27 protein-coding genes and 2 tRNA genes are annotated in these 26336 nt (G+C 61.5%); 20 read left to right on the plus strand and 9 right to left on the minus strand.

Going from position 1 to position 26336, the window contains the following annotated elements; translation table 11 throughout:
- Positions 1–10: 10 nt before the first annotated feature.
- The 3 genes from V6B08_RS09240 (at position 11) to V6B08_RS09250 (ending at position 4143) form a co-directional block, all read left to right on the plus strand.
- Complete coding sequence (locus V6B08_RS09240; RefSeq protein WP_341979937.1) at positions 11–2185, plus strand: VapE domain-containing protein; 2175 nt, start codon at positions 11–13, stop codon at positions 2183–2185.
- 330 nt (positions 2186–2515) lie between these two features.
- A complete protein-coding gene (locus V6B08_RS09245; RefSeq protein WP_341979939.1) occupies positions 2516–3754 on the plus strand; it encodes a tyrosine-type recombinase/integrase in 1239 nt (412 codons plus the stop codon).
- A gap of 203 nt (positions 3755–3957) precedes the next feature.
- Positions 3958–4143, plus strand: coding sequence for a hypothetical protein (locus tag V6B08_RS09250; protein WP_341979941.1), 186 nt, complete (start codon positions 3958–3960; stop codon positions 4141–4143).
- 193 nt (positions 4144–4336) lie between these two features.
- Here V6B08_RS09250 and V6B08_RS09255 read toward each other — a convergent pair whose 3' ends face one another.
- Positions 4337–4897 (minus strand): hypothetical protein, encoded by a 561-nt coding sequence (locus V6B08_RS09255; RefSeq protein ID WP_341979943.1) that lies wholly within the window; start codon positions 4895–4897, stop codon positions 4337–4339.
- A 251-nt stretch (positions 4898–5148) separates the two neighbouring features.
- Between V6B08_RS09255 and V6B08_RS09260 the strand changes: the two genes are divergently transcribed.
- On the plus strand, positions 5149–5355 hold the full coding sequence (locus V6B08_RS09260) for a helix-turn-helix domain-containing protein (protein WP_341979945.1): 207 nt from the start codon (positions 5149–5151) through the stop codon (positions 5353–5355).
- Between the two features lie 35 nt (positions 5356–5390).
- On the opposite strand, the gene V6B08_RS09265 is transcribed toward V6B08_RS09260, so the two are convergent.
- The 3 genes from V6B08_RS09265 to V6B08_RS09275 form a co-directional block, all read right to left on the minus strand.
- Positions 5391–6464, minus strand: a complete 1074-nt coding sequence (locus V6B08_RS09265) for a serine/threonine protein kinase (protein WP_341979947.1) — start codon at positions 6462–6464, stop codon at positions 5391–5393.
- Entirely contained in the window at positions 6464–6889 is a 426-nt protein-coding gene (locus tag V6B08_RS09270; protein WP_341979949.1) for a DUF3010 family protein, read from the minus strand. The genes V6B08_RS09265 and V6B08_RS09270 overlap by 1 nt, the downstream gene beginning before the upstream one ends.
- A 296-nt stretch (positions 6890–7185) precedes the next feature.
- Positions 7186–7260: transfer RNA gene (locus tag V6B08_RS09275), tRNA-Gly, on the minus strand.
- Between the two features lie 285 nt (positions 7261–7545).
- Here V6B08_RS09275 and V6B08_RS09280 point away from each other — a divergent pair.
- Positions 7546–7621: transfer RNA gene (locus V6B08_RS09280), tRNA-Glu, on the plus strand.
- Between the two features lie 101 nt (positions 7622–7722).
- Here V6B08_RS09280 and V6B08_RS09285 read toward each other — a convergent pair.
- From V6B08_RS09285 to V6B08_RS09295, 3 genes are read right to left on the minus strand one after another with little or no spacing between them, the layout of a single operon-like run.
- Positions 7723–8559: an ABC transporter substrate-binding protein gene (locus V6B08_RS09285; RefSeq protein WP_341979951.1), complete on the minus strand. Its 837-nt coding sequence runs from the start codon at positions 8557–8559 to the stop codon at positions 7723–7725.
- A 29-nt stretch (positions 8560–8588) separates the two neighbouring features.
- Complete coding sequence (locus V6B08_RS09290; RefSeq protein ID WP_341979954.1) at positions 8589–9347, minus strand: ATP-binding cassette domain-containing protein; 759 nt, start codon at positions 9345–9347, stop codon at positions 8589–8591.
- A 10-nt stretch (positions 9348–9357) separates the two neighbouring features.
- The gene (locus tag V6B08_RS09295) at positions 9358–10065 is read right to left on the minus strand and encodes an ABC transporter permease (protein ID WP_341979955.1); all 708 of its coding nucleotides are present in this window, start codon (positions 10063–10065) and stop codon (positions 9358–9360) included.
- Positions 10066–10255: 190 nt separating this feature from the next.
- On the opposite strand from V6B08_RS09295, the gene V6B08_RS09300 reads away from it, so the two are divergent.
- The 12 genes from V6B08_RS09300 (at position 10256) to V6B08_RS09355 (ending at position 21508) form a co-directional block, all read left to right on the plus strand.
- Positions 10256–11152, plus strand: a complete 897-nt coding sequence (locus tag V6B08_RS09300; protein WP_341979957.1) for a formate dehydrogenase accessory sulfurtransferase FdhD — start codon at positions 10256–10258, stop codon at positions 11150–11152.
- Complete coding sequence (locus V6B08_RS09305) at positions 11149–11874, plus strand: biotin/lipoate--protein ligase family protein (protein WP_341979959.1); 726 nt, start codon at positions 11149–11151, stop codon at positions 11872–11874. The genes V6B08_RS09300 and V6B08_RS09305 overlap by 4 nt, the downstream gene beginning before the upstream one ends.
- The gene (locus tag V6B08_RS09310; protein ID WP_341979961.1) at positions 11871–12347 is read left to right on the plus strand and encodes a DUF6505 family protein; all 477 of its coding nucleotides are present in this window, start codon (positions 11871–11873) and stop codon (positions 12345–12347) included. The genes V6B08_RS09305 and V6B08_RS09310 overlap by 4 nt, the downstream gene beginning before the upstream one ends.
- Complete coding sequence (locus V6B08_RS09315) at positions 12340–13356, plus strand: DUF6352 family protein (RefSeq protein ID WP_341979963.1); 1017 nt, start codon at positions 12340–12342, stop codon at positions 13354–13356. The genes V6B08_RS09310 and V6B08_RS09315 overlap by 8 nt, the downstream gene beginning before the upstream one ends.
- A 15-nt stretch (positions 13357–13371) precedes the next feature.
- Positions 13372–13917 carry a DUF3305 domain-containing protein gene (locus V6B08_RS09320; protein WP_341979965.1) on the plus strand — a complete coding sequence of 182 codons (546 nt, stop codon included), beginning with the start codon at positions 13372–13374 and terminating at the stop codon, positions 13915–13917.
- A gap of 8 nt (positions 13918–13925) precedes the next feature.
- Entirely contained in the window at positions 13926–14534 is a 609-nt protein-coding gene (locus tag V6B08_RS09325) for a DUF3306 domain-containing protein (protein ID WP_341979968.1), read from the plus strand.
- Between the two features lie 224 nt (positions 14535–14758).
- Positions 14759–15568: a DUF2863 family protein gene (locus tag V6B08_RS09330; RefSeq protein ID WP_341979970.1), complete on the plus strand. Its 810-nt coding sequence runs from the start codon at positions 14759–14761 to the stop codon at positions 15566–15568.
- A 34-nt stretch (positions 15569–15602) separates the two neighbouring features.
- Positions 15603–15830: a twin-arginine translocation signal domain-containing protein gene (locus V6B08_RS09335; RefSeq protein WP_341979973.1), complete on the plus strand. Its 228-nt coding sequence runs from the start codon at positions 15603–15605 to the stop codon at positions 15828–15830.
- 60 nt (positions 15831–15890) lie between these two features.
- The gene (locus tag V6B08_RS09340) at positions 15891–18788 is read left to right on the plus strand and encodes a formate dehydrogenase subunit alpha (RefSeq protein ID WP_341979975.1); all 2898 of its coding nucleotides are present in this window, start codon (positions 15891–15893) and stop codon (positions 18786–18788) included.
- 23 nt (positions 18789–18811) lie between these two features.
- A complete protein-coding gene (gene fdh3B, locus V6B08_RS09345) occupies positions 18812–19405 on the plus strand; it encodes a formate dehydrogenase FDH3 subunit beta (protein WP_341979977.1) in 594 nt (197 codons plus the stop codon).
- A gap of 23 nt (positions 19406–19428) precedes the next feature.
- On the plus strand, positions 19429–20412 hold the full coding sequence (locus V6B08_RS09350; RefSeq protein ID WP_341979979.1) for a formate dehydrogenase subunit gamma: 984 nt from the start codon (positions 19429–19431) through the stop codon (positions 20410–20412).
- 139 nt (positions 20413–20551) lie between these two features.
- Positions 20552–21508, plus strand: a complete 957-nt coding sequence (locus V6B08_RS09355) for a WD40 repeat domain-containing protein (RefSeq protein ID WP_341979981.1) — start codon at positions 20552–20554, stop codon at positions 21506–21508.
- A gap of 28 nt (positions 21509–21536) precedes the next feature.
- On the opposite strand, the gene V6B08_RS09360 is transcribed toward V6B08_RS09355, so the two are convergent.
- Together V6B08_RS09360 and V6B08_RS09365 are read right to left on the minus strand one after the other, a co-directional pair.
- Positions 21537–21680, minus strand: coding sequence for a hypothetical protein (locus tag V6B08_RS09360; RefSeq protein WP_341979983.1), 144 nt, complete (start codon positions 21678–21680; stop codon positions 21537–21539).
- Positions 21681–21749: 69 nt separating this feature from the next.
- Positions 21750–22184 (minus strand): c-type cytochrome, encoded by a 435-nt coding sequence (locus tag V6B08_RS09365; RefSeq protein WP_341979985.1) that lies wholly within the window; start codon positions 22182–22184, stop codon positions 21750–21752.
- A 51-nt stretch (positions 22185–22235) separates the two neighbouring features.
- Between V6B08_RS09365 and V6B08_RS09370 the strand changes: the two genes are divergently transcribed.
- Genes V6B08_RS09370 through V6B08_RS09380 form a run of 3 tightly spaced genes read left to right on the plus strand, consistent with a single transcriptional unit; the run spans position 22236 to position 26090 of the window.
- On the plus strand, positions 22236–24281 hold the full coding sequence (locus V6B08_RS09370; protein WP_341979987.1) for a 4Fe-4S binding protein: 2046 nt from the start codon (positions 22236–22238) through the stop codon (positions 24279–24281).
- A gap of 23 nt (positions 24282–24304) precedes the next feature.
- Entirely contained in the window at positions 24305–24835 is a 531-nt protein-coding gene (gene mobB / locus V6B08_RS09375) for a molybdopterin-guanine dinucleotide biosynthesis protein B (protein ID WP_341981620.1), read from the plus strand.
- Positions 24819–26090: a molybdopterin molybdotransferase MoeA gene (locus tag V6B08_RS09380; RefSeq protein ID WP_341979989.1), complete on the plus strand. Its 1272-nt coding sequence runs from the start codon at positions 24819–24821 to the stop codon at positions 26088–26090. Before mobB ends, V6B08_RS09380 begins: the two co-directional genes overlap by 17 nt.
- Positions 26091–26336: the final 246 nt, after the last annotated feature.

The raw sequence follows: 26336 nt of genomic DNA on the forward strand, positions 1-26336 counted from the left end.
AGAGAGCACAATGAACAAGCCATCTGTTCCTGTCGAATGCAGTTCCGACCAGGCCGTCGATTTCCTCGGCCGGATGTTTCCGCAACAACCCTGGCACCTTGTCGCTATCGACATGAAGGGCAGAGTCGAGGCACGCACCTTCTTGGCCAATGACTGCGAAGAAATGAGCGACTGGATTGAGGTTAGACAGGGGGGAGCCAATCTTTATTTCCACGTCAATAAGCTTCGCCCTGGCGTTGTGAACAAAAAGGCCACCAAGAACGATGTTGCTGCGGCGCTCTTCGTGCATGTCGATATCGATGATACGGGCGCCGAGGAGCGTCTTCGCAGCTTTTCGCTTCCACCGACCGTGATTGTGTTTTCCGGCGGCGGATACCACGGTTATTGGAGGCTGGACGAGCCAGCGGATGATCTGCTCCGCGTGGAGGCCATTAACAAACTGGTTGCTGAGGTGGTCGGCGGCGACCATTGCCACAACATCGACCGCCTTATGCGGCTACCAGGTACGGTAAACATTCCGAATGCCAAGAAACTGGCTTCCGGGCGCAAGCCCGCTCATGCTCGTGTCGTGGATGCGAGTTGGGCGTTGAGCTATTCGCTGAGCGACTTCCCGCAGGGCGACGCTCCGAAGCTGGCCAGCCCGAAGGGGGCGATGGCGCAGAATGCGCCTCTTGTTCCGGTTGGTTTCGACGCGTTGCCGCCCACGCTGTCGCCGGAAACGCGATCACTGATTCAGGAAGGGGACGATCCCGAACGCCCACGTGATGGCGATAATCCGCGTTACCGCTCGCGTAGTGAGGTGGTTTTCAAGGTGTCGTGCGATCTGGCACGCGCCGGCTGTACGGAGGAAATTATTGCGGGCGTTTTGACTAATCCGGCCTTCAAGATTTCACATTCGGTCTTGGAGAAGAAGTCACCGCAGCGGTATGCACTGAGGCAAGCGCGCTCTGCTCTTGCCGCCATAACGAGCGGTTGGCCGGATGTCGATAAAAGTGGCGGGCCGAAGCCGACCATGCGCAATGCAGTTGTCGCCCTTCAGCGCATTAGCGTGAGTTTCTCGCATGATCTGTTCCGCCATCGCAAAATAGTGAATGGCAATACTCTTGATGAGCATGCGGGCGAAGTGAGTGACGATGCCTGCGCCATATTGCGGGCCGCTATCATTGAGAATTTTGATTTCGATCCTAAAGCTGAGAACGTGCGTGACGCAATTACTCAGCTTTGTCTGGAGAATGCATTCCATCCGATCCGGCAGATGCTTGATGCCTTGGCCTGGGATGGTGTGCCAAGGCTTAATCGTTGGCTCACCACGTATCTAGGTGCTGCCGACACGCCGCTGAACGAAGCGATTAGCAAGATTGTGCTGATTGCCGCAGTTCGGCGGGTCCGCCAGCCGGGCGTGAAATTCGATACTATCGTCATCCTGGAAGGCGAGCAGGGCACCGGCAAATCCACGGCGCTGCAAATCTTGGCTGGCCCCGGCAACCACTCCGACAATGAAATCCTCACCCTCGACACCAAGGCCCAGATCGAGGCAATGGAGGGCGTGTGGATTTTTGAACTGGGTGAGGTATCCGGCCTCAATAAAAGTGAGGTGGAAAAGGTCAAGGCTTTTGCTTCACGGCAAGTAGACCGGGCACGCATGTCCTATGCCCGCTATTCCGATAGCCGGAAGCGGCAAGCCATATTCGTGGGCACCACCAACGAAAGTAATTACCTGAAGGATCGCACCGGCAACCGCCGTTTCCTGCCCGTAAGGACGGGCACTATCAACCTGGAGGCGTTGCGGCGCGACCGCGACCAGCTTTTGGCCGAGGCGGCGCTACGCGAGGCTCAGGGCGAGAGTATCGTGTTGCCGCAGGCTTTGTGGGCGATTGCCGCCGCCGAGCAGGAGGCTCGGCTTGAGGAAGACCCCTGGCTGGAAAAGCTGGCCGGTATTCGGGGCCGGGTGGCCGGGGAGGAGGTTCGAGCGTTCACCAGCGATTTGCTCGGCGAGATTTTAGGCATCCCCGTTGAGCGCCAGCACAATGGCCATGCCAAGCGGCTTGCGGGCTTGATGCGTGGTCTTGGCTGGATGCCCGGCAAGTTTAAGGTGGAGGGTAAAACCGTGCGCGGCTTCAGCCGACCGAAGCCCGAGGGGCATGTCGATGACAGCACGCCAACTGGCTCGGGTCATCCATTCTAGTGGTGGCGGTGGCGGCAGTGGCATGTACCTCAGGAATTCCCGGTGTGCAGTGCTGTGGGCAGGCAGGTTATGGGCGCTGCCCTGTGCCGCCCGGCGCCCGTACCCTGCCCATGCCACCGCCGCCACCGCCACCCGCTGCGATTTCAACCTCTATGGGCATGGAATCTGAATTTGCCGAGGCCGCGTCGTCGCGCGGCTTCGGTCTTCTCTCAAATCTCGAGGTTACGGTCTTGGTTACCGGGTTAGGCGCTGGGCGCTGCTTCACGATTACTTGTGCCGGTCACTTCGCAATGTTTTCCTCGCCGTTTTTTGCCTAGCGCGAGCAATCCTATGAACGACTTCAAGGTTTCGATCACCACCACCACGCGTCGCCGCAAGCTGAAGGATGGCCGCATCGCCGCCCATCTCCAATGGTATTGCGAGTTCAAGGACCCGCAGACCCGCAAGCGCTGCCGCCGCTCCTTTAACCGTAAAAAGGATGCCGAGGCGTTCCGCAATAGCCTGCTGGTGAAGGTGGCCGAGGGTAGCTATGTGGACGAGCGTAAGGCTCCGACGCTGGCCCAGGCCATCGATCACTGGCTGGGCGACAAGCTGGGCAAGGTGAAGCCGTCCACGCTGAAGGGCTACAAGGTGGTGGCGAATGGCGCCATCCGTGGCCCGCTGCTAGTCGGCAGCCGCCAGGAACGCGCCGACTATACCGAGAGCGGCATCGCGCCCAAGGGGGCGCAGTTCATCAAGTTGCTCGGCCATGTGAAGCTGACCGACCTGAACACAGCGATGATCCGTCAGTGGCATCGGGTTATCGTCGAGCAATGCGGCACCTACACCGCTAACCGCGCTAAGAGCCATTTGAAGTCGATCCTGGCTCTGGCCGAGGAAGATTTCTCCATCCGTGCGCCGTCCATGCCCACGGGCCTAGCGCGGGCGCGGCATAGGGCGAAGAAGGCCATCCTGACGCCCGAGCATATCGCCAAGCTGGTGGCGGCAGCGCGCCAGGATGCCGAGCAGGGCATCTACTACGCCTTCGCCTTCCTTGCCGGCACTCGGCCTTCCGAGCAATTGGGCCTGCTGTGGAGCGAGGTGGATTTCGAGCGCAATGTGATCCGCATCCAGCGCATCCAGGAGCGCGACGGCTCGCTCACCGAGATGACCAAGACTGAGGCCGGCACCCGCGACATTCCCATGGGCGCGGCCTTGCGCGAGATGCTGCTGGCCTGGCGGGTGCGCTGCCCTCGGCTGGGCAAGGAACTGCATCGCGTCTTCCCTGGCCCCGGTCGGCTGCAGGAATGGCCGTTGCCCCGCATCGGCGGCGGCGGGCCGCTGCTCTACCAGAACTTCCGCAAGCGCTACTGGGCGCCGGCCTTCAAGCGCCTCGGCCTGCCCTATGTCACCCCGCACTCTGCCCGGCATTCCTTCATCTCGACCTTGCAGGCACAGGGCATCGAGGTTGGGCTAGTGGCCCAGATCGCCGGCCATGCCAACCCGACCGTGACCTTGGGCCATTACACCCAGGCTGTTCGTGACGGTAGCGCCGCCATCGCGGCCCTGGACCGGGCCTATGCCAGCTAGGGGCAGGGGCGCTACCGCATACTGCGCCGCGCCCCGCCGACTATACGCCCGGCGCCATGGGCATGGGGGTAGCTACTCCCATAGCTGCTGGCGGCCATACGGCTCCCTGGGCCTCCCCGGCTCAGCGACGCCCTGCACGGCGATAATTGTGTCCAGATTATCGGCTGTGTTTTCCTGGCCTGTTGGTCACAGGAGATGGGGCGATGCATATCCTGGTCAGGTACAAAGGCAGCGGGGCCGAGGCATGGATACCGCTGGAGCAGGCGGCGCGGCTGATGCGCCTACCCGCCGACGAGATTGAGGCGGCGTTGCAGGCTTGCGGGGAATGCGAGGTGGCGGATTACATCGCCCTGGAGCCGGAAGATATCCCCGTCGAGCCAGAGGAATAGGGCAGCCGGCCAGTCCAGCCCCGAATACAGCATGGGCGCCGGTTATCCCGGCGCCCGTTGCATTTTATCCGCCGCTTCTCCGGGGCGGAATGGCTCGATACTCCCCCCTTGCGCGGGTCCCCTCCGAGCCGATGCCGGGGGACCCGCTCGATCCTGCGATCAAGCCCGGTGCATACGCGATATGCTGCCGGGCTCACTCGATCACATAATCCACAGACACCGAGGTGACGCGCACCACGCGCAGCCGCTTGCCCTCGATGGGCACGCTTTCGCCGGCCCCCAGGCTGATATGTATTGGTGCCGTCTGGCTGGCGTATTCCGTCGAACCGCGCGGGCCGATGACCTGAGTCGAGGTTGACCTTGAGGTGGCCGTTACCGGCGTCGTCCCCACCGAGCCGCTCATGCTGCTGGTGGTCGTCTGCGGGACGATGAGCGGCGTTTCGCTCATGGTGGTGGCGTTGCTGTCGATGGCGATCTGCGACCGCTCGAACACCGCCCGGCCATCCAGTGTGCCGATATAGCGCACGGTGGTGCGCCCGGCATTGACGGTACGACCGAACATGTCGGCGTTGCCGAAGGCATTGGGCAGCGAGCGCTGGATCTGAAAGGCCATCACCGTGTCGCCGGGACCGGCCGAGCGGATCTGGCCGATACCAGGGGTCATCAGTGTGGTCTTGGTCTCGACCGGTGAGCAGGCGGCAAGTGTCAGGGTGAGAAGCAAGAAAGAGGCGCGGATGTGTGCTGTGGTGGTCATCTGGTCCCTGTATAAGCTATTGAAAAAACATGTAATTCCAAAAAACACGGCGGAAATCCGCCGTCAATTTTTCGTGCCAAAGCAGCCGCATTGGCCAAGTTCAGCCTCGCTACAAGCAAGAATGCTTAGCCGAAGGGGTAATATATCAAAAAACCCCAATTTGGGGTACCCTAAAAATGGGTTCTATAGAGGCGCTAGTCTTTGCACTGGCGCCGAAATTGTCCTCACTTCGATCCGACCTCTATCGCCGAATGATCAAGCTGCTTGTCGCGGCTCGTAAAGAGGCGGGCTTAACACAAGTTGAGTTGGGTGAACGGCTTGGACAGCGGCAAACATTCGTATCGAAATTCGAACTTGGGGAACGACGCCTTGATGTTGCAGAATTCGTACTTGTCAGCAGAGCAATAGGGGTTGATCCCCATGCAATTTTGCGAAAAGCAGAAACAAACAGTTACTGAAGAACAACTTTTTACAAATCTCATAGGCTAAAGATTCAAAGCGTTTCTGCAATTCGTATCGCTTCATCGATTATTGACACTGAATAAGAGTGTTCTCTTCGCCACTTAGTGCCAACGCACTTTTCAATTGCGAAGTTGCCTTTGTAAGGAATGACACGATATTTTTTCTTGGCGCGATGTAGCACGGGAAACTCACATATACGCCAATCAGGTATCCTGCTTCTAATGTTGTTCAACACAGCTGTTAGATCAGCAACAGATGAATACCTATCAGTCCTGGCTTTTGCACAACACTTTCTAATAATTTTGATTAGAGAAGCTGGCGTCCAAGGTGGAAGAGAAGAAACCTTGAGCATCTTACCTTTACCAATTTTCTCCTCAATAATTGAGGTGGCATATGCTTGTCGATCAAGCCTGGCTAATCCGTCATATTTTTCTCTTTGCTTATCTTTTAGCCAATCGCGCTCATCATAAGGCAATGAGCCTCCTAGAGTTTGATAAAAAATAAATCCAAGCTGATATATATCACCCTCGCGATAGAAGCGGCTTTCTTGAATTTCTTCGGGTGGCCGATAGAGCAATGAGTGCTTTGTAAGTGTTTTGGCATAACCCTCGTTATTGTGTGCAACGACAGATCCGAAATCACCAATTACGAATCTGTTTTCCGACACGCAAAATATGTTGGACGGCTTTAGATCGCGATGAAGATGTCCACTGCCATGTAAAAAACTTGTGCCTGCGGCAATCTGGCTTATGACGTCGATGGCCTCCACAGGTCCAAATTTGCGATTATTGAGCGCGTCATCCAAGTCTCCTAACGCACAGTATGGCGTCATAAAGAAGGCATCATCTTCGTTTATGCTCTCAGCATGATCTATTGTGAGGATGTGTTGAGAATTGAAGCTTGCGAGTAGGGCAGGTTCGGCGTGATCACCTCCCCCCCAATAATAAAATTTAACAACAACTCGACGTTTCAAAATCTTATTGAAGCCGAATAGAACGTACCCATTCGAGCCTTTTGAATTGGTGGCAAAAAAATCTATATCCTTCGAAAGCTCTTCTGCTTTGGGGCGGATGGACTCTGGTAAGAAGGACAAATCCAAACTCATTAAAGCTGCCCAGCTTTTTTGAGATGATATGCCCCGCAAAGATAAGCATCTTTCTGATAAATAAGCGTTTCAGTTGGAATGCCCCCCAAATTTGATTTTGCGAATTTTGCTAGCGTAACGGGACTTATGAAAACAATTTCGCGATCTGATAGTTGAAACAACGTCTCCATTTTGAATGAGATGGCCCCCCCGCTCATTGCTCCCGCCTTTGCCCTCGACTTAATTGCGAAAACATCGACTCTGTTTTCATGTGCAAAAGTCTTTACTGCCTGAAGAAATGTTTTAATTGAATCAGTGTTTCTGTCCTCACCAAGGATGAGTTTTTTTGTATTGCAGCCAATGTGATACGGGCTTGCATCCGTATTGACGGAAACCAAAACTAACCTTGCTTCGCTTCCTTTTAACTCTACGCCGCACACGATCATCGTAGTTCCCCTAAATGCGGCAGCTCCGCTTCTTGTGTTTGCAGGAATCAAGCTAAGTTTATGGCCGGACCATAAGCTGTGATTGTAAAAAGTAACGATACCAAAACACCCGATAAAGTTGAACTGCTTTGCTGTAGGCTAAGGGTTAAAGGTCTATGGACGATTTTGGATAGTTTGAGGGTTTTGTGACCGTGCGGTGACCGCGGCCTCTCAAGCCCCATCGCGGTCCTGCGATTTCAATCGCCCAGAAAACACAAAAGCCGCGGTTTCCCGCGGCTTCGGATGGTCTGGAAAATTGGAGCGGGCGATGAGATTCGAACTCACGACCCCAACCTTGGCAAGGTTGTGCTCTACCCCTGAGCTACGCCCGCTCGGACGGCTTCGCGACCCGACCCAGCAGGGGGCGCCGCGTTGCAGGGGCGGACTATACTCAGCCGTTTTGCCATTGCAAGCGTCTGCATGAAAAAATGCGTGGCGGAAAAGCCCCGCCGCCGGAAGGGGTTGGGCGAAAACCGGCGGGGCGGCAGGAAAGCCCTTGCACCCCCGGCCTGGCTCTAGTATCAGAAGGCCGCCTCGCGCAGCCCCGAGCCAATCCGGCGCCGCGCAGACCCGGCATGGCGACGCCCCAAGCATCAACAGCGGCGGCTTGCCCCCAGGTCCCCATCGTCTAGAGGCCCAGGACGACGCCCTCTCACGGCGTAAACCGGGGTTCGAATCCCCGTGGGGACGCCACTTTCCCGAGTTTTAGTGTTTGAATTCCGTCGGCGCCCACACCGCCGCCCGCATGCTGGATGCCTGTGGCTGCACAGGCATCCAGCCGCCGCCGTGATGGCTTAGTTCCTGGCGTTCGGGAAGAAGAGCTGCTGGCCTTCGATCTTGTAGGAGGCGATGGCGTCCTGGCCTTCCTTCGAGGTGATCCAGTCGATGAAGGCCTTGCCCTCGCTCACCTTCACATGGGCATGCTTGGCCGGATTGACCAGCATGACGCCATACTGGTTGAACAGCTTCACGTCGCCCTCGACGCTGACCACCAGGTCGCCGCGATTCTTGAAGCTGAGCCAGGTGCCGCGATCGGTGAAGGCATAGGCGTTCATGGCGCTGGCGGTATTCAGCGTCGGGCCCATGCCGGAGCCGGTTTCGCGATACCAGCCGGCGCCGGCGGTTTTCACGTCGATATTGGCTTCCTTCCAGATGCGCAATTCGGCGGCGTGGGTGCCGGAGCTGTCGCCGCGCGAGGCGAAGGGCGCCTTGGCCTCGGCGATCTTCCTGTAGGCGGCGACGACATCCTTGCTGCCGCCGACCTTGGCCGGATCGCTCTTCGGGCCGACGATGACGAAGTCGTTATACATCACCTCGCTGCGGTCGATGCCCCAGCCATCGGCGGCGAATTTCAGTTCCGCCACGCGGTCATGCACGAAAACCACATCGGCATTGCCCTGTTCGGCGGTCTTGAGTGCCTGGCCAGTGCCCTGCGCCACAACGCGCACCTGGATGCCGGTCTTCTTGGTGAAGATCGGCAGGATATGGCCGAACAGGCCAGATTGCTCGGTCGAGGTGGTGCTGGCGACGATGATGAACTTGTCCTGCGCCAGCGCGGCGGCGCTGCTCAGGGCCAGGGTAAGGCTGGCGGCAAGCCCGAGAAGATGGCGGCGATTGAAAATGGACGTCATGGTTTCCTCCGTTTTGGACAAGTAAAAAATCACCAGGTCAGATTGCCATCGAGAAAAGCACGGGCGGCTTCGCTCTGCGGCTGGTGGAAAAAGTCGGCGGCGGCGGTGCGCTCGGCGATGCTGCCGCGATGCAGGAAGATCACGTCGCCGGCCAGCCGCTTCGCCTGGCCGAGGTCATGGGTGGTCATCACGATCTTGGTGCCGCTCTGGGCGATGCTTTCGATGATGCCTTCCACCTGGCGCGTGGCGCTGGGATCGAGCGCCGCCGATGGTTCGTCGAGGAACAGGATCTGCGGCTGCAACGCCCAGGCGCGGGCCAGCGCCAGGCGCTGCTGCTCGCCGCCGGACAGCACCCTGGCAGGCCGCTCGGCCAGGCCGGCAAGGCCGACACGCTCCAGCATGGCCATGGCGCGCTCGCGCCGTGTTGCGGCATCCAGGCCGCGCAGTTTCAGCGGAAACTCCGCATTGGCCAGCACCGAGCGGCGCAGCAGCACCGGCTTCTGAAACACCATGGCCTGGCCGAAGCGCAGGCTTTCCGCGTTCTGCGCCGCCGCACCCTGCCAGATCACGCTGCCCTGTGTCGGCATGATCAGGCCGTGGCAAAGCCGCAGCAGCAGGCTCTTGCCGGCGCCATTGGGGCCGAGTACCAGGGTCGGCGGGCCGGCGGCGAAATCCAGTGTCACGCCGCCGATCAGTGTCTGGCCGTTGATGCTATAGCCGACATCCTGCAGCCGCAGCGGCAGCAGCGTCGGGCGAGTCTGGAGCGGTGCCAGTTGCATGTTCATCATGCGCACCCGCTCAGGCGCCCTGGCGCCGGCGCGCGGCATTGCCGAGCGTGGTGGCGGCTGCATTGATGCCGATGGCGATGGCCAGCAGCACGATGCCGAGCGCCATGGCGAGCGCCAGGTCGCCACGGCTGGTTTCCAGCGAAATCGCCGTGGTCATGGTGCGGGTGTAGCCGGCGATATTGCCGCCGACGATGATGATGGCGCCGACTTCGGCAATGGCGCGGCCGAAACCGGCAAACACCGCCGTGCTGAGCGAGAAGCGGCCATCCCACAGCAAGGTGGCGATGGCTTTCAGCGGCGTGAGGCCGAGCGAGCGGAGCTGTTCTTCATATTCGCTCCACAGATCGGCGACGGTCTGGCGCGACAGGGCGGCGACGATGGGCGTGATCAGCACCACCTGGGCCATCACCATGCCGGCCGGGGTGAACAGCCAGCCGAGCGTGCCAAGCGGGCCGGAGCGCGACAGGATCAGGTAGACGATCAGGCCGACCACGACCGGCGGCAGGCCCATGCAGGCATTCAGCACCACGATGCAGGCATTACGACCAGGGAAGCGGGTGAGCGCGAGCAGGGCGCCGAGCGGCAGGCCGATAATGCTACCGAGCACCACGGCGGTAAGGCTGACGCGCAGGGAGAGGCCGACGATGCGCACCAGCTCGGGCTCGAGCCGCAGCATCATCTGCAATGAAAGAATAAAGGCTTCGGAAATTGTGTTCACCGAACCGGATTAGCGCACTTCCCTGCCTCGGCGCAAAGGCTTAAATGATTGATAAATACAGGCTTTTCGCTACAAAAAAATTTGTAGCGAAAAGCCGTTGCCGACCCGCGGCTGGCTACGGGGAGAAAGCCGGTGCCGATCATGGCGGCCGTGCGTCGCCACGCGCAGGGTTCTGACTTATATAAGGGGCATGAAGACTCAGCCGTCCGCCTATCTTGTCCAGCCCGATCCGCTGAACCCGGCGCTCACCGAAGCCGTGCAGGGGATCGACCAGGATGGCCATGCGGTCGAGACCCGGGTGCCGGTCGAACGCCCGCTCACGCTGTTTCTGAATGGCCAGGAGATCGTCACCATGATGACGATCGGCGATTACCCCGATTATCTGGCGCTTGGCTATCTGATCAACCAGCGCATGCTGCTGCCGGAGGATGAAGTCACCGGCATCGATTTCGATGCGGAGATCGAAACCATCGTGGTGCGCACCGCGCGCCGCACCGATTACGAGGAGCGGCTGAAGAAAAAGACCCAGACCTCGGGCTGCGCCCAGGGCACGGTTTTCGGCAACATGATGGAAGCGGTGGAAAGCGTGGCGCTTGATCCACAGGCCGAGCTTAAGACCTCATGGATCTACAGCCTGTCGAAACAGATCAATCTGACGCCGTCGCTTTACCTCGAAGCCGGCGCGATCCATGGCTGTGTGCTGTGCGAAGGCGAGCGGCCGCTGATCTACATGGAAGATGTCGGCCGGCACAATGCCATCGACAAGATCGCCGGCTATATGCGGGTGCATGGCTTATCGGCTGCCGGCAAGATCATGTACACCACCGGGCGCCTGACCTCGGAGATGGTGATCAAGACGGCCCAGATGGGGATTCCGATCCTGATCAGCCGCTCAGGCTTCACCGCCTGGGGCGTGCAACTGGCACGCCAGATCGGCATGACGTTGATTGGCCGCGCCAAGGGCAAGCGTTTCGTGGCGCTGAGCGGTGCCGAACGGCTGCGCTTCGATGCCGATCCGGCGACAGTGGCAGAGGAAGATGCGCGCAGCCGTCGCAAGGGCGGTCGCGATGATGAGGCAGCAGAATGAATCCCGCAGAATGGCCCGACCTGCCGCCCGGCTATACGCTGAAGCTTTGCGCCGGTGATGCCTTCGACACCGCCTGCCAGGCGGCGCGTGATGGGGCGGATGATGGCTTCATGCTGATGGTGGACCGGCAGGATCGCTGCGAGGCCGCCCTGGTGCTGCGCCCGCTCGATCCGATCCAGCCGGCATTGACGCTCAGCTATGTCGGCCTGCTCGGCCTGCATGACGGTTTCGCGGCGGTGGCGCCGGCGGAAACCCCGGCCAGTATCGGCTGGCCCGACCGCCTGCTGGTGAATGCAGCCTGCGTTGGCGGCATCCGCGTCGCGCATGGCCCGCTGGTCGAGAAGCAAGGCATGATGGATGTGCCCGACTGGCTGGTGATCGGCATTGCCGTGCAGATGTTTGGCGAGCATCAGGATGACGATCCTGGCCATGACCTCGCCTATACCGACCTGCATGAAGAGGGCTGTGGCGAGGTCACGGTGCCGAAGCTGGTCGAATCTTTCGCGCGGCACCTGCTGCATTGGCTCGACCGCTGGCAGGAAGACGGCTTCGAGCCGGTGCGCCGCGCCGTGCTGCATGACCTGGATGACAAGGCATTGAAGATCGAGCCCAATGGCGATGCGTCGCTCCAGGAAAATGGCGCCAAAACCATTTATGCCTTGCGCGACCGCCTGCGGCAGACGAGCTGGGCGTTGCCTGAAGCCATGAAAGCTGTGCTGTGAAGCTGCTGCGCGCCATCCGCTTCGATGAGTCCGACACGCGCGTCTTCCCGGCGGCAGCCGCTTCCGGCGAATGGGCGGTGCCGGGCACCTTCGTTTTCGCCGATGCCGATCCGGAGACGCTCAGCCGGCGGGAACGCCAGGCCTTCGCCAATGGTTTCCTCGGGCTGGAAAGTTTCGGCTGGTCCACCCTGGTCAGCATCGCCACCATCGACGCCGAGGAATATGAGGCGGTGGTGGCAGCCCTGGCCCGGCATCTGCAGCAAGCATATGGCGCACCGGATTTCGCCGCCGCCCATGCCGCCGCTCGCGAGGAGGTCGATTACGCCGTCTCGCTCTGCGAACACCCGATCAATACGCTGCTCTCGCTCAGCCGTTTCATCGAGGGCGATGCGATCCGCGAACAATTCCGCGTCGTGCAGCCGCCTGGCGAAAAGCCGCATGCGAAAATCTGGGAGATCGTGCCGGATGCCTGAAGCCTTCTGGATCAGCAGTGGTTATGACCTGCTGGATCGCGGCGCCGATGGCCGGTTGGGGGTGAGCGGTGATTTCATCCGCGCCTATCTCAGCCGGCCGGAAATGGCGCCGCCGGATGAAGCCTGCGATGCCGAACGCGCGCTGCATGCCGCTTTGCTGGCCGAACCGCTGCAGGCGGTGACGGCCACTGATCTTGGCCGGCTGGCTGATCCGGATGCGCGGGAAAATTATGCGATCTTCCTGCGCTTCCGCGATCATCTGGTTGGCAGCGGCAGTCTGGAGGCGGCCTATGTCGGGCTGTTCCGCCCCAATGCACCGGCAGTGCCGGCGATGTTCATTGATCATCTGGCGGCGGCGATCCTGCGCGATCTGCTGGAGGGGCGCGACAATGCCTTCCAGGCCCGCGCCGCCGAGCTGTTTTTCCGCGTGCAGAAGGTGACGATCCAGGATAGCCGCATGCTGCTTGCCGATGACGAGACGGTTGAGATGCTGTCTGCCGGCCGTGGCTTCGGTTCGCTGGGTGCATTGGTGGCGCAGGCCGGCACCGCCTTGCGCAATGTCGATATGGATATCCTGACCAAGGAGAATGCGCCGGAATACTGGGCGCGCAGCGACAAGCATGATTTCGTGCTCGACTTTGGCTTCACGCGCGCCGGGCAGGATGCCTTCGCCCGCGTGATCGAGGCCTGGGTGGAGCGGCTGACCGGCGCCGCCGTGCAGGTGCAGCCGGTGCAGACCATCCGTGACGAACGCTGGGTCTGGCATATCGGCCTCGACACCACCGCGAACACGATCATGAACGCGCTTTACGAAGGCAAGAGCGTGGACGAGGATCATATGCGCCAGATCCTGGCGCTGTTCCGGCTGGATTTCCGCGATCCGTCGCTGATGCTGCCGCGCGTGGCCGGCCGCTCGGTTTATCTCGGCATGGCGATGGATCATCATGGCAAGCTGCGGCTCAAGCCGCAGAATCTGGTGGTCAACCTGCCGCTGAATGCGGGAAGCTGAGCCAGGGGGAAGCAGATGTCTGAAATCCTGCCGCCTGAAACCGAAACCCGCCGCGTGGGCGTCATCCTCGAGCGCCGCAAGCTGGATAATCCCTGGCAGGAATTCAGCTGGCGCCCGGTGCAGGTTCTGCCCGGCGTGCCGGAAGTGTCGCCCTGGACCCGCCTGGCGGAAGGCGAGGGCTGGGTGCAGTTCTATGCCGGCGCGGCGGAGCTGCGGCTCTATCGCCACGAAAGCGAAACCTACGCCTACAACATCGAAAGCGCGCAGCCGGCGGTCTGGATTTTCCTGCGCAATTGCGATGAGGCGCCGGGTATCCTGCTGCATGGCGCCTCGGTCGATCCCGGCGAAGCCCATGCCCATAACGATACCGGCGACGATATTGTCGATTTCGTACCGATGCCGGCCTCGATCCTGGACTGGATGCAGGATTATGTGCGGCGGCATCCGCCGACCAAGGAGCATTACAAGCGCAAGCGCGACCGGGCCAATCCGGAAGCACTGGCGCGGCGCACGCGGCTGTATGAATCCGATCCGCTGCGCCAGGTGCCCGAGGACGAGTGAGGCAACAGATGGCCGCAGGCGAACGCGACAAACCCGAGCAGGACGACGGCGAGGCCGGCGGCTTCCTGTCGCGCTGGTCGCGGCGCAAGGCGGAAGCGCGGCGCGAGCCGCCGCCGGTGGCAGAGCCGGTTGTTGAGGCAGAGGTCCCTGCGCTGGAGATCGATCCGGCGACGCTGCCGCCGATCGAGAGCCTGACCGCTGAGAGCGATTTCAGCGTTTTCCTGCAAAAGGGCGTGCCGTCAGGTCTGCGTGCCGCTGCTTTGCGCAAGCTCTGGCTGGTCGAGCCCAGCGTGGTGAACTACAAGGCGCTGGTCGAATACAACTGGGACTTCAACGCGCCGGGCTATGGCGAATTGCTGCCCACCGACGACATCGCGCAGATGGCGCAGCGGGTATTCTCCGGTTTCAGCCAGGACCCGAAGCCGGAAGACCAGCCGCCGGCGGCTGGTGACGAGGCGGTGCCGCAGGCTTTGCCAGCACCGCAGGAAGAGGCGGTTGCGACAGTGCCGGCTGCCGAGCCTGCCATCGAGGCGGTGCCCGTCGTGGACGTTGAGCCACAGCCTGAACCTGTGATGCCATCGCCGCGGCGGCGGCATGGCGGGGCGCTGCCGACCTGAGGCCACAGATCCGGGCCGTTTTCGTGCCTGCTTCGCCTGGCGAAACCCGCCGGCTGAAACCGCCTTATTCATTTTATCCCGTAAAAGCTCGATAAAATCTTGCAACTGAGAGTCGCTTGCAAGATTTCGCAAGCGCAGCAAATGCCCTGACAAATCAGTTACTTACTGCGATTTCGGTTGCGTCCAACAAATGAATTTGTAAGTAATAACAATTGGAGGGAATCGTGAGCGCTGCACTGGCAAAAGTTGTAGAGATCGTGGGCGGGCAAACCCAGCTCGCGCGGCTGCTTGGCGTCAAGCAGGCCAATGTGTGGCATTGGCTGAACAAGGCTGACCGCGTGCCGGGCGAATATGTACTGGCGATCGAGACCGCGACCGGCGGTCAGGTGACGCGCCATGACCTGCGCCCCGACCTCTATCCTGATGCCCAGGCGCTTGATGCCGCCCCGTCTATCCCTGAAGAAGATCTCTGGCGGGCACAGATTTATGCGCTGCTTGGCCGTTGCCTCGCGCGGCGCCCCGATACGGCGCTGCTGACCGCCCTGGCGCAGCTCAAGGGCGATGAAAGCCCGATGGGGCAGGCGCTGGGCGCGCTGGCCGAAGCCGCCCGCACCACATCGCTGGAGCGCGCCCAGGAAGAATACGATGCCTTGTTCATTGGTTTGCCGCGCGGCGAACTGGTGCCCTATGCCTCGTTCTATCGCACCGGCTTCCTCTACGAGCGCCCGCTGGCCAAGCTGCGCGGCGATATGCAGCAACTCGGCTATGCGCGCGCCGATCACGTCACCGAGCCGGAAGACCATATGGGCGCGCTGTGCGAATTGATGGCACTGCTGATCCGTGGCGGTGATGGTCGCGGCCCGGCGGAACTGAAGACGCAGGAGCGGCTGTATCAGCAGCATCTGGCACCCTGGGGCGAACGCTTCTTCGCCGATCTGGAGCAGGCCGCCAGCGCGAAACTCTATCGGCCGCTCGGCACTGCCGGCCGGCTGTTCATGTTGATCGAAACCCAGGCATTTGTGATGGCCGCCTGAGCGGCCATCGGGAAATTTTGATGGAGGACCTGCCATGAGCAAGGACAACACCCCAGAGCAGAAGACACCGGAGAAGAAAGCGGCGCTCGATCGTCGCAGCTTTCTGCGTGCCGCTGGTGCGGGCGCTGCTGCTGCGGCGGCGGTGACCGTTGCGGCCAAGCCGGAACAGGCGGCGGCAACGGAGAATGCCGCGACCCGCAAGAAGCAGCGGTATCGGGAAACCGAGCATGTGAAGCGCTACTACGACAGCAACCGGCTTTAAGTGCCGGCCAGCCCTGTCGACCAGCCCCTTTGAACTAACTCCCGATCACGGAGAGCCCCGATGCTGATCAAGAAAAGCTCCACTACCGGCGCAGCCGCCAAGACTGGTGGCAAATTGTCCGGCCTGCTTGCCGGCGCCACCCTGCAGACGATGGATCGTCGTGGTTTCCTGAAAGCATCCGGCCTTGCGGCTGGTGGTCTGGCTGCCGTTTCGGCGCTGACCCCGGCGATGGTCAAGCAGGCCAAGGCGATGCCCTCGACCGGCGCCAATGTCGTCAAGAAGAAGAACATCTGCACCCATTGCTCGGTCGGCTGCACGGTCACCGCCGAAGTCGAGAATGGTGTGTGGGTCGGCCAGGAGCCGGCCTGGGAGAGCCCGATCAACCTCGGCACGCATTGCGCCAAGGGCGCCTCGATCCGCGAGCTGACCCATGGCGACCGCCGCCTGAAGTATCCGATGAAGCTGGTGGACGGGAAGTGGACCCGCATTAGCTGGGATACCGCGATCAACGAGATCGGCGACAAGCTGCTTGAGATCCGCCAGAAGTCCGGCCCGGAATCGGCCTACTGGCTCGGTTCGGCCAAGTTCTCCAACGAAGGCGGCTATCTGTTCCGCAAGTTCGCCGCCTTCTGGGGCACCAACAACATCGACCACCAGGCGCGTATCTGCCACTCGACCACGGTCGCCGGCGTAGCCAATACCTGGGGCTACGGCGCGATGACCAACTCGTATAACGACATTCACAATTCCAAGTGCATCGTGATCATGGGCGGCAACCCCGCCGAGGCGCATCCGGTGTCGCTGCAGCATGTGCTGCGCGGCAAGGAGCAGAACAAGGCGCCGATGATCGTAATTGATCCGCGCTTCACCCGCACCGCCGCGCATGCCACCGAATACATGCGCATCCGTCCGGGCACCGATATCCCCACCATCTACGGCCTGCTGTGGCACATCTTCCAGAATGGCTGGGAAGACAAGGAATATATCCGCCAGCGCGTCTATGGCATGGATGACATCCGCGCCGAAGTCGCCAAGTGGACGCCGGACGAAGTGGAGAAGGTCACCGGCGTTCCGGGCGAGCAGATGAAGCGCGTCGCCGAGCTGATGGCCAAGAACAAGCCCGGCACCCTGATCTGGTGCATGGGCGTGACGCAGCATACCGTGGGCACCGCCAACGTGCGTGCCCTGTCGATCCTGCAACTCGCGCTCGGCAATATCGGCGTGGAAGGCGGCGGCGCCAACATTTTCCGCGGCCACTGCAATGTTCAAGGCTGCACGGACCTTGGCCTCGACGTTACCACCCTGCCGGCCTATTACGGCCTGGTAGAAGGCGCCTGGAAGCATTGGGCCCGCGTCTGGGAAGTCGATTACAACTATCTGCTCGGCCGCTTCGCCGACAAGAAGTTCATGGAAGGCAAGGGCATCCCCTCGACCCGCTGGTTCGATGCCGTGCTGGTCGACAAGAAGGACCTGGAGCAGCCCGACAACGTGAAGGCGATGTTCTTCTGGGGCCATGGCGGCAACACCGTGCCGCGCATGCCCGAGATGCGCACCGGCATGGAGAAGGTGGAACTGATGGTCGTGGTCGATCCGCACCCGACCACTGCCGCCGCCCTGCCGGACCGCAAGAACGGCACCTATCTCTTGCCGGCCTGCACGCAGCTTGAAACCCGTGGCTCGCGCACCGCCTCGAACCGCTCGCTGCAGTGGGGCGAGCAGGTGGTGAAGCCGATCTTCGAATCGAAGCCGGATCACTGGATCCTGTACAAGCTGGCCCAGAAGCTCGGCTTCGATAAGGAGATGTTCAAGAACATCAAGATCGACGAAGGCGACGAGCCGAATGTCGAGGACATCACCCGCGAGTTCAACCGCGGCACCATCTCGATCGGCTATTCCGGCCAGTCGCCGGAGCGCCTGAAGGAGCATATGGCGCATCAGGGCGATTTCGACATCGTGTCGTTGCGCGCCACCAAGGGCCCGCTCAAGGGCGAGTTCTACGGCCTGCCGTGGCCGTGCTGGGGCACGCCGGAGATGAAGCATCCGGGCACCCATGTGCTCTACAACACCAACCTGCCGGTGAAGGATGGCGGCGGTGCTTTCCGTGCCCGCTTCGGCGTCGAGCGCAATGGCGTTTCGCTGCTGGCCGATGGTTCCTACCCGAAGGATTCGGAGATTCAGGACGGCCATCCCGAATTCACCTATGGCCTGCTGAAGAAGATGGGCTGGGACAAGGAACTCACCGACGCCGAGCGCGCCACGATCGAGCGGATCGGCGGCAACAATCCGGATGCGGTGGGCTGGGCGATTGACCTGAGCTGCGGCATCATCCGCGTCTGCATGGCGCATGGCGTGCAGGCGATGGGTAACGCCAAGGCGCGTGCCAATGCCTTCGGTCTGCCCGATCCGATCCCGGTGCATCGCGAACCGCTCTACACCTCGCGTCGTGACCTGGTCGCCAAGTACCCGGCCATGGCCGACCGCCGCGACTACCGCCTGCCGCATCTCGGCAAGAGCGTGCAGGACAAGGATGTCACCAAGGACTTCCCGCTGATCCTGACCTCTGGCCGTCTGGTGGAATACGAAGGCGGTGGTGAAGAAACCCGCTCGAACAAGTGGCTGGCCGAGTTGCAGCAGAACATGTTCGTGGAAATCAATCCCGAGGATGCTGCCCGCCTTGGCATCAAGGAAGGCCAGAATGTCTGGGTCTATGGCCCGGAAAACAAGGCCAAGGCCAAGGTCAAGGCAATGGTTACGCCGCGTGTTGGCAAGGGCGTCGCCTTCATGCCGTTCCACTTCTCCGGCTTCTGGCAGGGTGTGGATCAGCGCAAGAACTATCCGCCGGGGGCCGATCCGATCGTGCTGGGCGAAGCCGTAAACGGCGTCACCACTTACGGCTACGATCCGGTCACTCATATGCATGAGAACAAGGCCACCCTCTGCCGCATTGAAGCGGCCTAAGCGAAGGTTAGGGGAGATAAACCATGGCCCGCATGAAATTCCTCTGCGACTCCGAACGTTGCATCGAATGCAATGCCTGCGTCACCGCCTGTAAGAACGAACACGAAGTGCCCTGGGGCATCAATCGCCGCCGCGTCGTCACCCTGAATGACGGCGCCAAGGGCGAGCGTTCGATCTCGATGGCCTGCATGCATTGCGAAGATGCGCCCTGCATGGCCGTCTGCCCGGTCGATTGCTTCTACAAGACCGAGGAAGGCGTGGTGCTGCATTCCAAGGATCTGTGCATTGGCTGCGGCTATTGCTTCTATGCCTGCCCGTTCGGCGCGCCGCAGTATCCGCAGGTCGGCAATTTCGGCAGCCGTGGCAAGATGGATAAGTGCACCTTCTGCGCCGGCGGCCCCGAGGCTGACAACAGCAAGGAAGAATATGCCAAGTACGGTGCCAACCGCTTGGCCGAGGGCAAGCTGCCGCTCTGTGCCGAGATGTGCTCGACCAAGGCGCTGCTCGCCGGCGATGGCGACGTGATCGCGCAGATCTACAAGGAGCGCGTCAGCCGTCGTGGTTATGGGTCGGGTGCTTGGGGTTGGGCGACGGCCTACAAGGGCACGGCGGTTTGAGCCGGTTGGGGAGGAAAAACCACATGACCCTTTTCAACATGCGCAAGGTCACGATGTCCAAACTCTGGGCCGCTCTGGCGCTTGGCCTGATGCTCAGCATCGCCAACATGGCACCGGCTTCGGCTCAATCGCAGCAGCAGGCTGATGAAGCCGCGCTGCTGCAGCAGCTCAAAGGTGCGCCGGTTGCCGGCCGGGTCTCGATCCCGGATGCCAAGTCCGGCGTGCTGATTCAGCCGCAGGGCCGCGAATGGCGCCAGACCCTGGAAGGTCCGGTGAAGTCGGCTGGCGGCTGGCTGCTGGTTCTCACCGTGGTGGCCATTGCCGCCTTCATGGCGATCCGCGGCCGTATCAAGATCGAGCATGGCCCCTCAGGCCGCACCATCGAGCGGTTCAAGGGCATCGAGCGTTTCGCCCATTGGCTGACGGCAATCTGCTTCGTCATCCTCGGCCTCAGCGGTCTCAATATTTCCTTCGGCCGCAGCCTGCTGCTGCCGGTGATGGGGCCCGAGGCTTTCACCGCGATGAGTGCTTTCGGCAAGCTGGCGCATAACTTCCTCAGCTTCCCGTTCGTGCTTGGTGTTTTCCTGATGGCTGTGCTGTGGATCGCCCACAACATCCCGAATGCCATCGATGTGGAATGGATCAAGCAGGGCGGCGGCCTGTTCAAGAAGGGCGTGCATCCGCCGGCCGGCAAGTTCAATGCCGGCCAGAAGCTGATCTTCTGGTCTGTCGTGCTCGGCTCGACCGCGCTGGCGATCAGCGGCTACATCCTGATGTTCCCCTTCTATGTCACCGACATTGCCGGCATGCAGCTGGCGCAACTGGTGCACGCGATTGCCGGCATCCTGATGGTGGCGGTGATCCTGGGGCATATCTACATCGGCAGCATCGGCATGGAAGGCGCCTTCGATGCGATGGGCAGCGGCCAGGTCGATACCAACTGGGCCAAGGAACATCACAGCCTGTGGGTGAAGGATGTGACCGCGCGCGGCGCGGGCGACGACTAGGCTTCCTGGTTGGAGCGGAAATAAAAAGGGCGGGGGAAACCTCGCCCTTTTTCGTTTCATGCCCGTCTTGAGAATGCAGCCGCCCGCCGTCATGATGTGCAGGCCGGAGTGAAAGTTCATATTCATGCGAAGGGCGAACATGCGGCGACTGGCGGCGGCAATCGGTTTGATCCTGGGATTGGCCTGTCCTGCCGTGCCGGCGCAGGCCGATATGGTCGGCCACGGTGCCATGGTCAATGCGGTATCGGTATCCGCCGATGGGCGCCGGTTGCTCTCAGCCAGTTGGGATTACACGGTTCGTCTCTGGGATCTGGCGAAGCAGAGCGAGTTGAAGGTTTTCGATGGCCATACCGCCAGCGTGAATGCTGTGCTGTTCATGCCCGATGGCAAGTCGGCACTATCGGCAAGCTGGGATCACACGGTGATCCGCTGGGATCTGAACAGCGGCAAGGAAACCGCAAAGCTCACCGGCCATGTCAACAACATTGCCGGCATGGCACTTAGCCGTGATGGCAAATGGCTGGCCACCGCCAGCTGGGATCGCAGCATCAAGCTTTGGAATCTCTCGACCAACAAGCTGGAGCGCAGTTTTGAAGGCCATGAGGCGAATGTGATGCAGGTCGCCTTCGCCATGGATGACAAGCAGCTTGTTTCGGTGGCGTATGATCTCACGGTGCGGTTATGGGATGTGGCCAGTGGCAAGGAGCTTGCCGCCATGACCGGCCATCAGGCGAGCGTGAATGCCGTCGCGGTTTCGCCGGATGGCAAAACCGCGCTGACCGGCAGCACGGATGGTACGATCAAGCGTTGGGATCTCGCCGCGCAGCGTGAAAGTGGCAGTCTGCCTGGCCATGGCGCGTTCATCACTTCGATCGCAATTTCGAAGGATGGCCGTTATGCGCTGTCGGGCGGCGGCGATCGGCTGATGCGGCTATGGGATTTAAACACCGGGCGCCAGATGAAGCAGTTTGCTGGCCATGAAAAGCCGGTCTGGTCTGTGGCGTTCACGCCCGATGGCAAACGCGCGGTGTCAGGCGGTTACGACACGGTGATCAAGGTTTGGTCGCTGGAGACCGGCGCGCTCATCAACAACTGAGCAACGCCAGTCTGGACGCGGCGAGCGATCAGTTCTGATGCGCTTCCGGGCTGACGCGGGCACCTTCGGTGCTGAAGGCGACATCGACCGATTTATTGACAGTATTCAGGATGAAGGCGGAACCGACCGCGATGACCAGGGCAGCGATCAGGCCGGCGACAAAGGCTTTCATGGGGCTTCCTCCAAACTGCTGATTTCACTGGATTATATATGAATTAATGGACAAAGGGAAAGGGTTTGGCTAGGGCGCCGTGGCCTGTTTCAGCCAGGCAATCAGGTCAACCCGGTCCTGCGCGATGGCCAGCCCGCCATACATCTTGTTGCCTGGCATGAAGTCCTGCGTCGCGGCCAGGTACGCATCCATCGTCTGCTCGGTCCAGACCACGGCCGATTTCTTCATGGCCTCGGAATAGCGGTAGTCAGGTAAGCTGCCGGCGCGGCGCCCGAACACGCCATGCAGGCGCGGGCCGACGATGTTGCGGCCTTTGGCGTCGAGCGTGTGGCAGGCGCGGCATTTGCCCCAGAGTTCCTCGCCGCGCTCAAGGCTTGGCGGCTCCAGTTGATCGGCATTCGCAGCTTGTGCCCGGGCATCGCCGGCGCACAAAAAAAGCGCTGGAAGCAACATCCAAATCGCAGTCCGCACCAAGGCCTCCGGCTGGTTTTCGTATTGTTGCAACACTATAATCAGAGACGTGTAGTTTACCATATTGTCGGGTGAAAACAGGCCATGCGGCTGGACGGAAAACGCGTCCTGGTGTGCAACTGCGAAGGCACGATGCCGCTGGATGGCAAGGCGCTGGCGCGTGCCTGCGGCGCTGCCGAGGGCGGTGACGTCGCCAGCCAGCTTTGCCGTGCCCAGATCAAGAATTTCCAGGCGGCATTGCAGGCCGGCGAACCGCTGGTGGTGGCCTGCACCCAGGAAAGCCCGCTGTTCGACGAGCAGCGCGAGGAACTGGGCAGCGATGTTCCGGTCACCTATGTCAATATCCGCGAAACCGCCGGTTGGTCGGCGGAGGCGCCGGCGGCAACGCCGAAGATCGCCGCGCTGATTGCCGCCGCCACGGTGCCGTCGCCGGTCCTGCCGGCTGTCACGATGAAATCCGAAGGCGTGGCCCTGGTCTATGGCCGCGACGAGCAGGCAATCGCCGTGGCGCGACAGCTCAGCGACCGGCTCGATGTCACCATCATGCTGGACCGGCCGAAGGATGTGTCACCGCCTGCGGTGATGGATTTGCCAATCGTGCAGGGTCGCATCGCAACGGCACGCGGTCATCTCGGTGCGTTCGATCTGGTGATCGACGATTACGCCTTGCCGCTACCTTCCTCGCGCCGCAGCCTGCAATTCGGGGCACCGCGCAATGGTGCCAAATCGCGCTGCGATATCATCATCGATCTCACTGGCAGTGCACCGCTGTTTTCCGCCCATGAAAAGCGCGATGGCTATTTCCGCCCGGACCCCAAGGATCCGGCCGCGGTTCAGCTTGCGCTGTTCGAGGCCGCAGACCTGATCGGCAGTTTTGAAAAGCCGATCTATGTCAATTTCCATGCCGAACTCTGCGCCCATAGCCGTTCGAAGAAAACCGGCTGCACACGCTGTCTCGATGTCTGCCCCACCGGGGCGATCACGCCGGCCGGCGACCATGTGGCCATCGATCCCTATATCTGCGGCGGCTGTGGCAATTGTGGCGCGGTCTGCCCGACCGGGGCCGCTGAATACAGCCTGCCACCGCCGGCCACGCTGACCGACCGCCTGCGCAGCCTGTTGCTGGCTTTTCGCGAAGCTGGCGGCAGCCAGGCCGTGATCCTGCTGCATGATGCCAAGCATGGTGCGCCGCTGATCGATGCGCTGGCGCGCTATGGCGATGGCCTGCCGGCCCGCGTGCTGCCTTTCGCCGTGCATGCGCTAGGCGAATGCAATGTGGCTTTCTTTGCGTCCGCCTTTGCCTATGGCGCCGCCGATCTGCGCATGCTGGCGCCGGCCAAGCGCAGCGACGATGTAGCCGGGCTGGGCCAGCAGCTGGCGCTGACCGAAAGCGTGCTGGTGGGCCTGGGCTATGAAGGCGGCCGCGTGGGCCTGATCGAGGCCGATGATCCGGACCGGCTGGCGGCGGCGCTTACCGCGCTGCCGCGCCGTGAAGGGCCAAGCGGTGCCAGCTATCTGCCGATGGGCCGCAACCGCGACCTGTCGCGCCTGGCCTTCCGGCATCTGCATGCGGTGGCGCCGCAGCCGGTGGATGCCGTGGTGCTGCCACCGGGCGCGCCGTTTGGCAGCCTGCAGGTCGATGCCGCGAATTGCACGCTTTGCCTGGCCTGTGTTTCCTCCTGCCCGACCGGTGCGCTGAGCGATGACCCGGAGCGTCCGCGCCTGACTTTCACCGAGGATGCCTGCGTGCAATGCGGCCTGTGCAAGGCGACCTGCCCTGAGAAGGTGATCGCGCTCGAGCCGCGGGTGAATTTCACTGCCCAGTCGGCCCAGCCGCGCCTGGTGAAGGAAGAGGAGCCGTTCCACTGCATTCGCTGCGCCAAGCCGTTCGGCACCAAATCCTCGATCGAGAAGGTGATCGCCAAGCTGGAAGGCAAGCACTGGATGTATGGCCAGAGCGCCGTTGCCGACCGCATGCGGATGTGCGCCGATTGCCGCGTGATCGTGCAGAGCGAAAGCAAGATCGATCCCTATGCCGGCGCACCACGCCCCGAAGTCCGCACCACGGATGATTACCTTGCCGAGCGCGCGGCAGCGGAATTCAAGGCTGCCGGCAAGAAGCCGTCATGAAGGCCGAGCGTGAAGCGTCTGGGATGAAGGTTCTGGGCATTTCCGGCTGGAGCGGCGCAGGCAAGACCACGCTGCTGGTGGAACTGATCCCGCTGCTTGTGGCCCAGGGCGTGAAGGTCTCGACCATCAAGCATGCGCATCACGAATTCGATGTCGACAAGCCCGGCAAGGATTCCTATCGTCATCGCGAGGCCGGTGCCAGCGAGGTCGTGATCAGCTCGGCCCGGCGCTATGCGATCATGCATGAATTGCGTGATGAGGCCGAGCCGACGCTGGAAGAGTTGCTTGCACGCCTTGGCCCGGTGGATCTGGTGCTGGTGGAAGGCTTCAAGAAATCCAGTCATGCCAAGATCGAGGTCTGGCGCGCTTCGGTTGGCAAGCCGATGCTGCAGACGGAGGATGCCACGATCATTGCGGTAGCCAGCGATGCCGCGATACCGGCTTTGCCGGTGCCGCAACTGGATGTGAATCGACCGCAGCAGGTGGTTGCGTTCATTCTCGCCTGGATGGCGGGCGGCGGCAGGCACGAGGTGCAGCGTGGCGCAGCTGAGTGACGACTGCTTTGCCCATGGCGGCACGTTGCTGCGGCTGGATGCCGCCTTGGCTGAACTCTCTTCCCGTCTGGTTCCGATTGCGCCGACTGAAGCCCTGCCATTGGCACTTTGCCATGGCCTCATCCTGGCCGAGCCTCTCGTAGCCAAGGTCGCGGTGCCGCCGCGCGATAATTCCGCCGTCGATGGGTATGCGGTCTATTACGATGATCTGTCGCGTGATGGCGAAACCCGCCTGCCGGTGATCGGCCGCTCTGCTGCGGGCCATCCGTTTCCCATGCCGCAGCCGCGTGGCACAGCGGTGCGGGTACTCACCGGTGCCCTGATGCCGCTGGGTGCAGGCAGCAATCACCCCGATACGGTGATGATGCAGGAGGATTGCCGGGTCGAGGGTGATGCGGTGGTGATTCAGCCCGGTATCAAGCGCGGCGCCAACTGCCGACTGGCGGGCGAGGATCTGGCGGCCGGGGAAACCGTGCTGCCTGCCGGTCGCATCCTGTCGGCGCAGGACCTGGCGCTGGCGGCTGCCAGCGGCCATGCCGTGCTGACGGTGCGGCGGCCGCTGCGCGTGGCCTTGGTGTCGACTGGCGATGAATTGCACGAAGCCGGTGGTCCGCTGCCTGATGGCGGTATTTACGATGCCAACCGCCCGATGCTGGCGGCTCTGCTCGCCGCTGCGGGCTGCAAGGTGAGTGATCTTGGCATTCAGCCGGATCGCCGCGATCACCTTACCGCCTTTTTCGCCGCTATGGCGCGCGACTATGATGCGGTGGTGACATCCGGCGGCGTTTCGACCGGCGAGGAAGATCATGTGAAGGCCGCCATCCAGGCGCAGGGCCGCCTGGATTTCTGGCGTCTGGCGATCAAGCCGGGGAGACCGGTGGCGCTGGGCATGATCGGGCATGTGCCTTTCTTCGGCCTGCCGGGCAATCCGGTGGCGGCAATGCTCACCTTCTGTTTCTTCGCACGGCCGCTGCTGCAACGCTTGAATGGCGCAACGCCGCTGCCGCCGCGCAGTTTCGCGGTCACGGCCGGGTTTTCCTACAGGAAGAAGGCGGATCGCCGCGAATGGGTGCGCGTCTCGCTGCAGGATGATGGCCGGGGCGGCTGGCGGGCCGAGAAATATCCCATTGATGGCGCAGGCGTGATCACCTCGCTGACGCGCACCGATGGCTTGATCGAGCTGCCGGAAGACCTGTTGCGCCTGGAACCGGGGGAGACTGCCCGCTTCTATCCGTATGAAGCGCTCGGGCTCTGACGCGTGACGGGGCCGGGGTTCCGGCCGGCCAGTAAACCTTAATAAACAAGTATTAATGAGCCCTGGCGGCAGCATTGCTGGTATTTTTGTAACAAAACACCAACCTTGGGATTACTCTACTTTCAGTCGCTGTTTTTTGTGCGAGGTCTCGCGGGGAGGGGCCGGTGTCGCCGCTGTCGGCCAGGGGCCAATCTTCGCACACAAGTTTGAGCATGAAGCGGCTGCCAGGCTGGGCAGGATAAACTG

This window comes from Ferrovibrio sp. MS7 (assembly GCF_038404985.1).
Classification (GTDB): domain Bacteria; phylum Pseudomonadota; class Alphaproteobacteria; order Ferrovibrionales; family Ferrovibrionaceae; genus Ferrovibrio; species Ferrovibrio plantarum.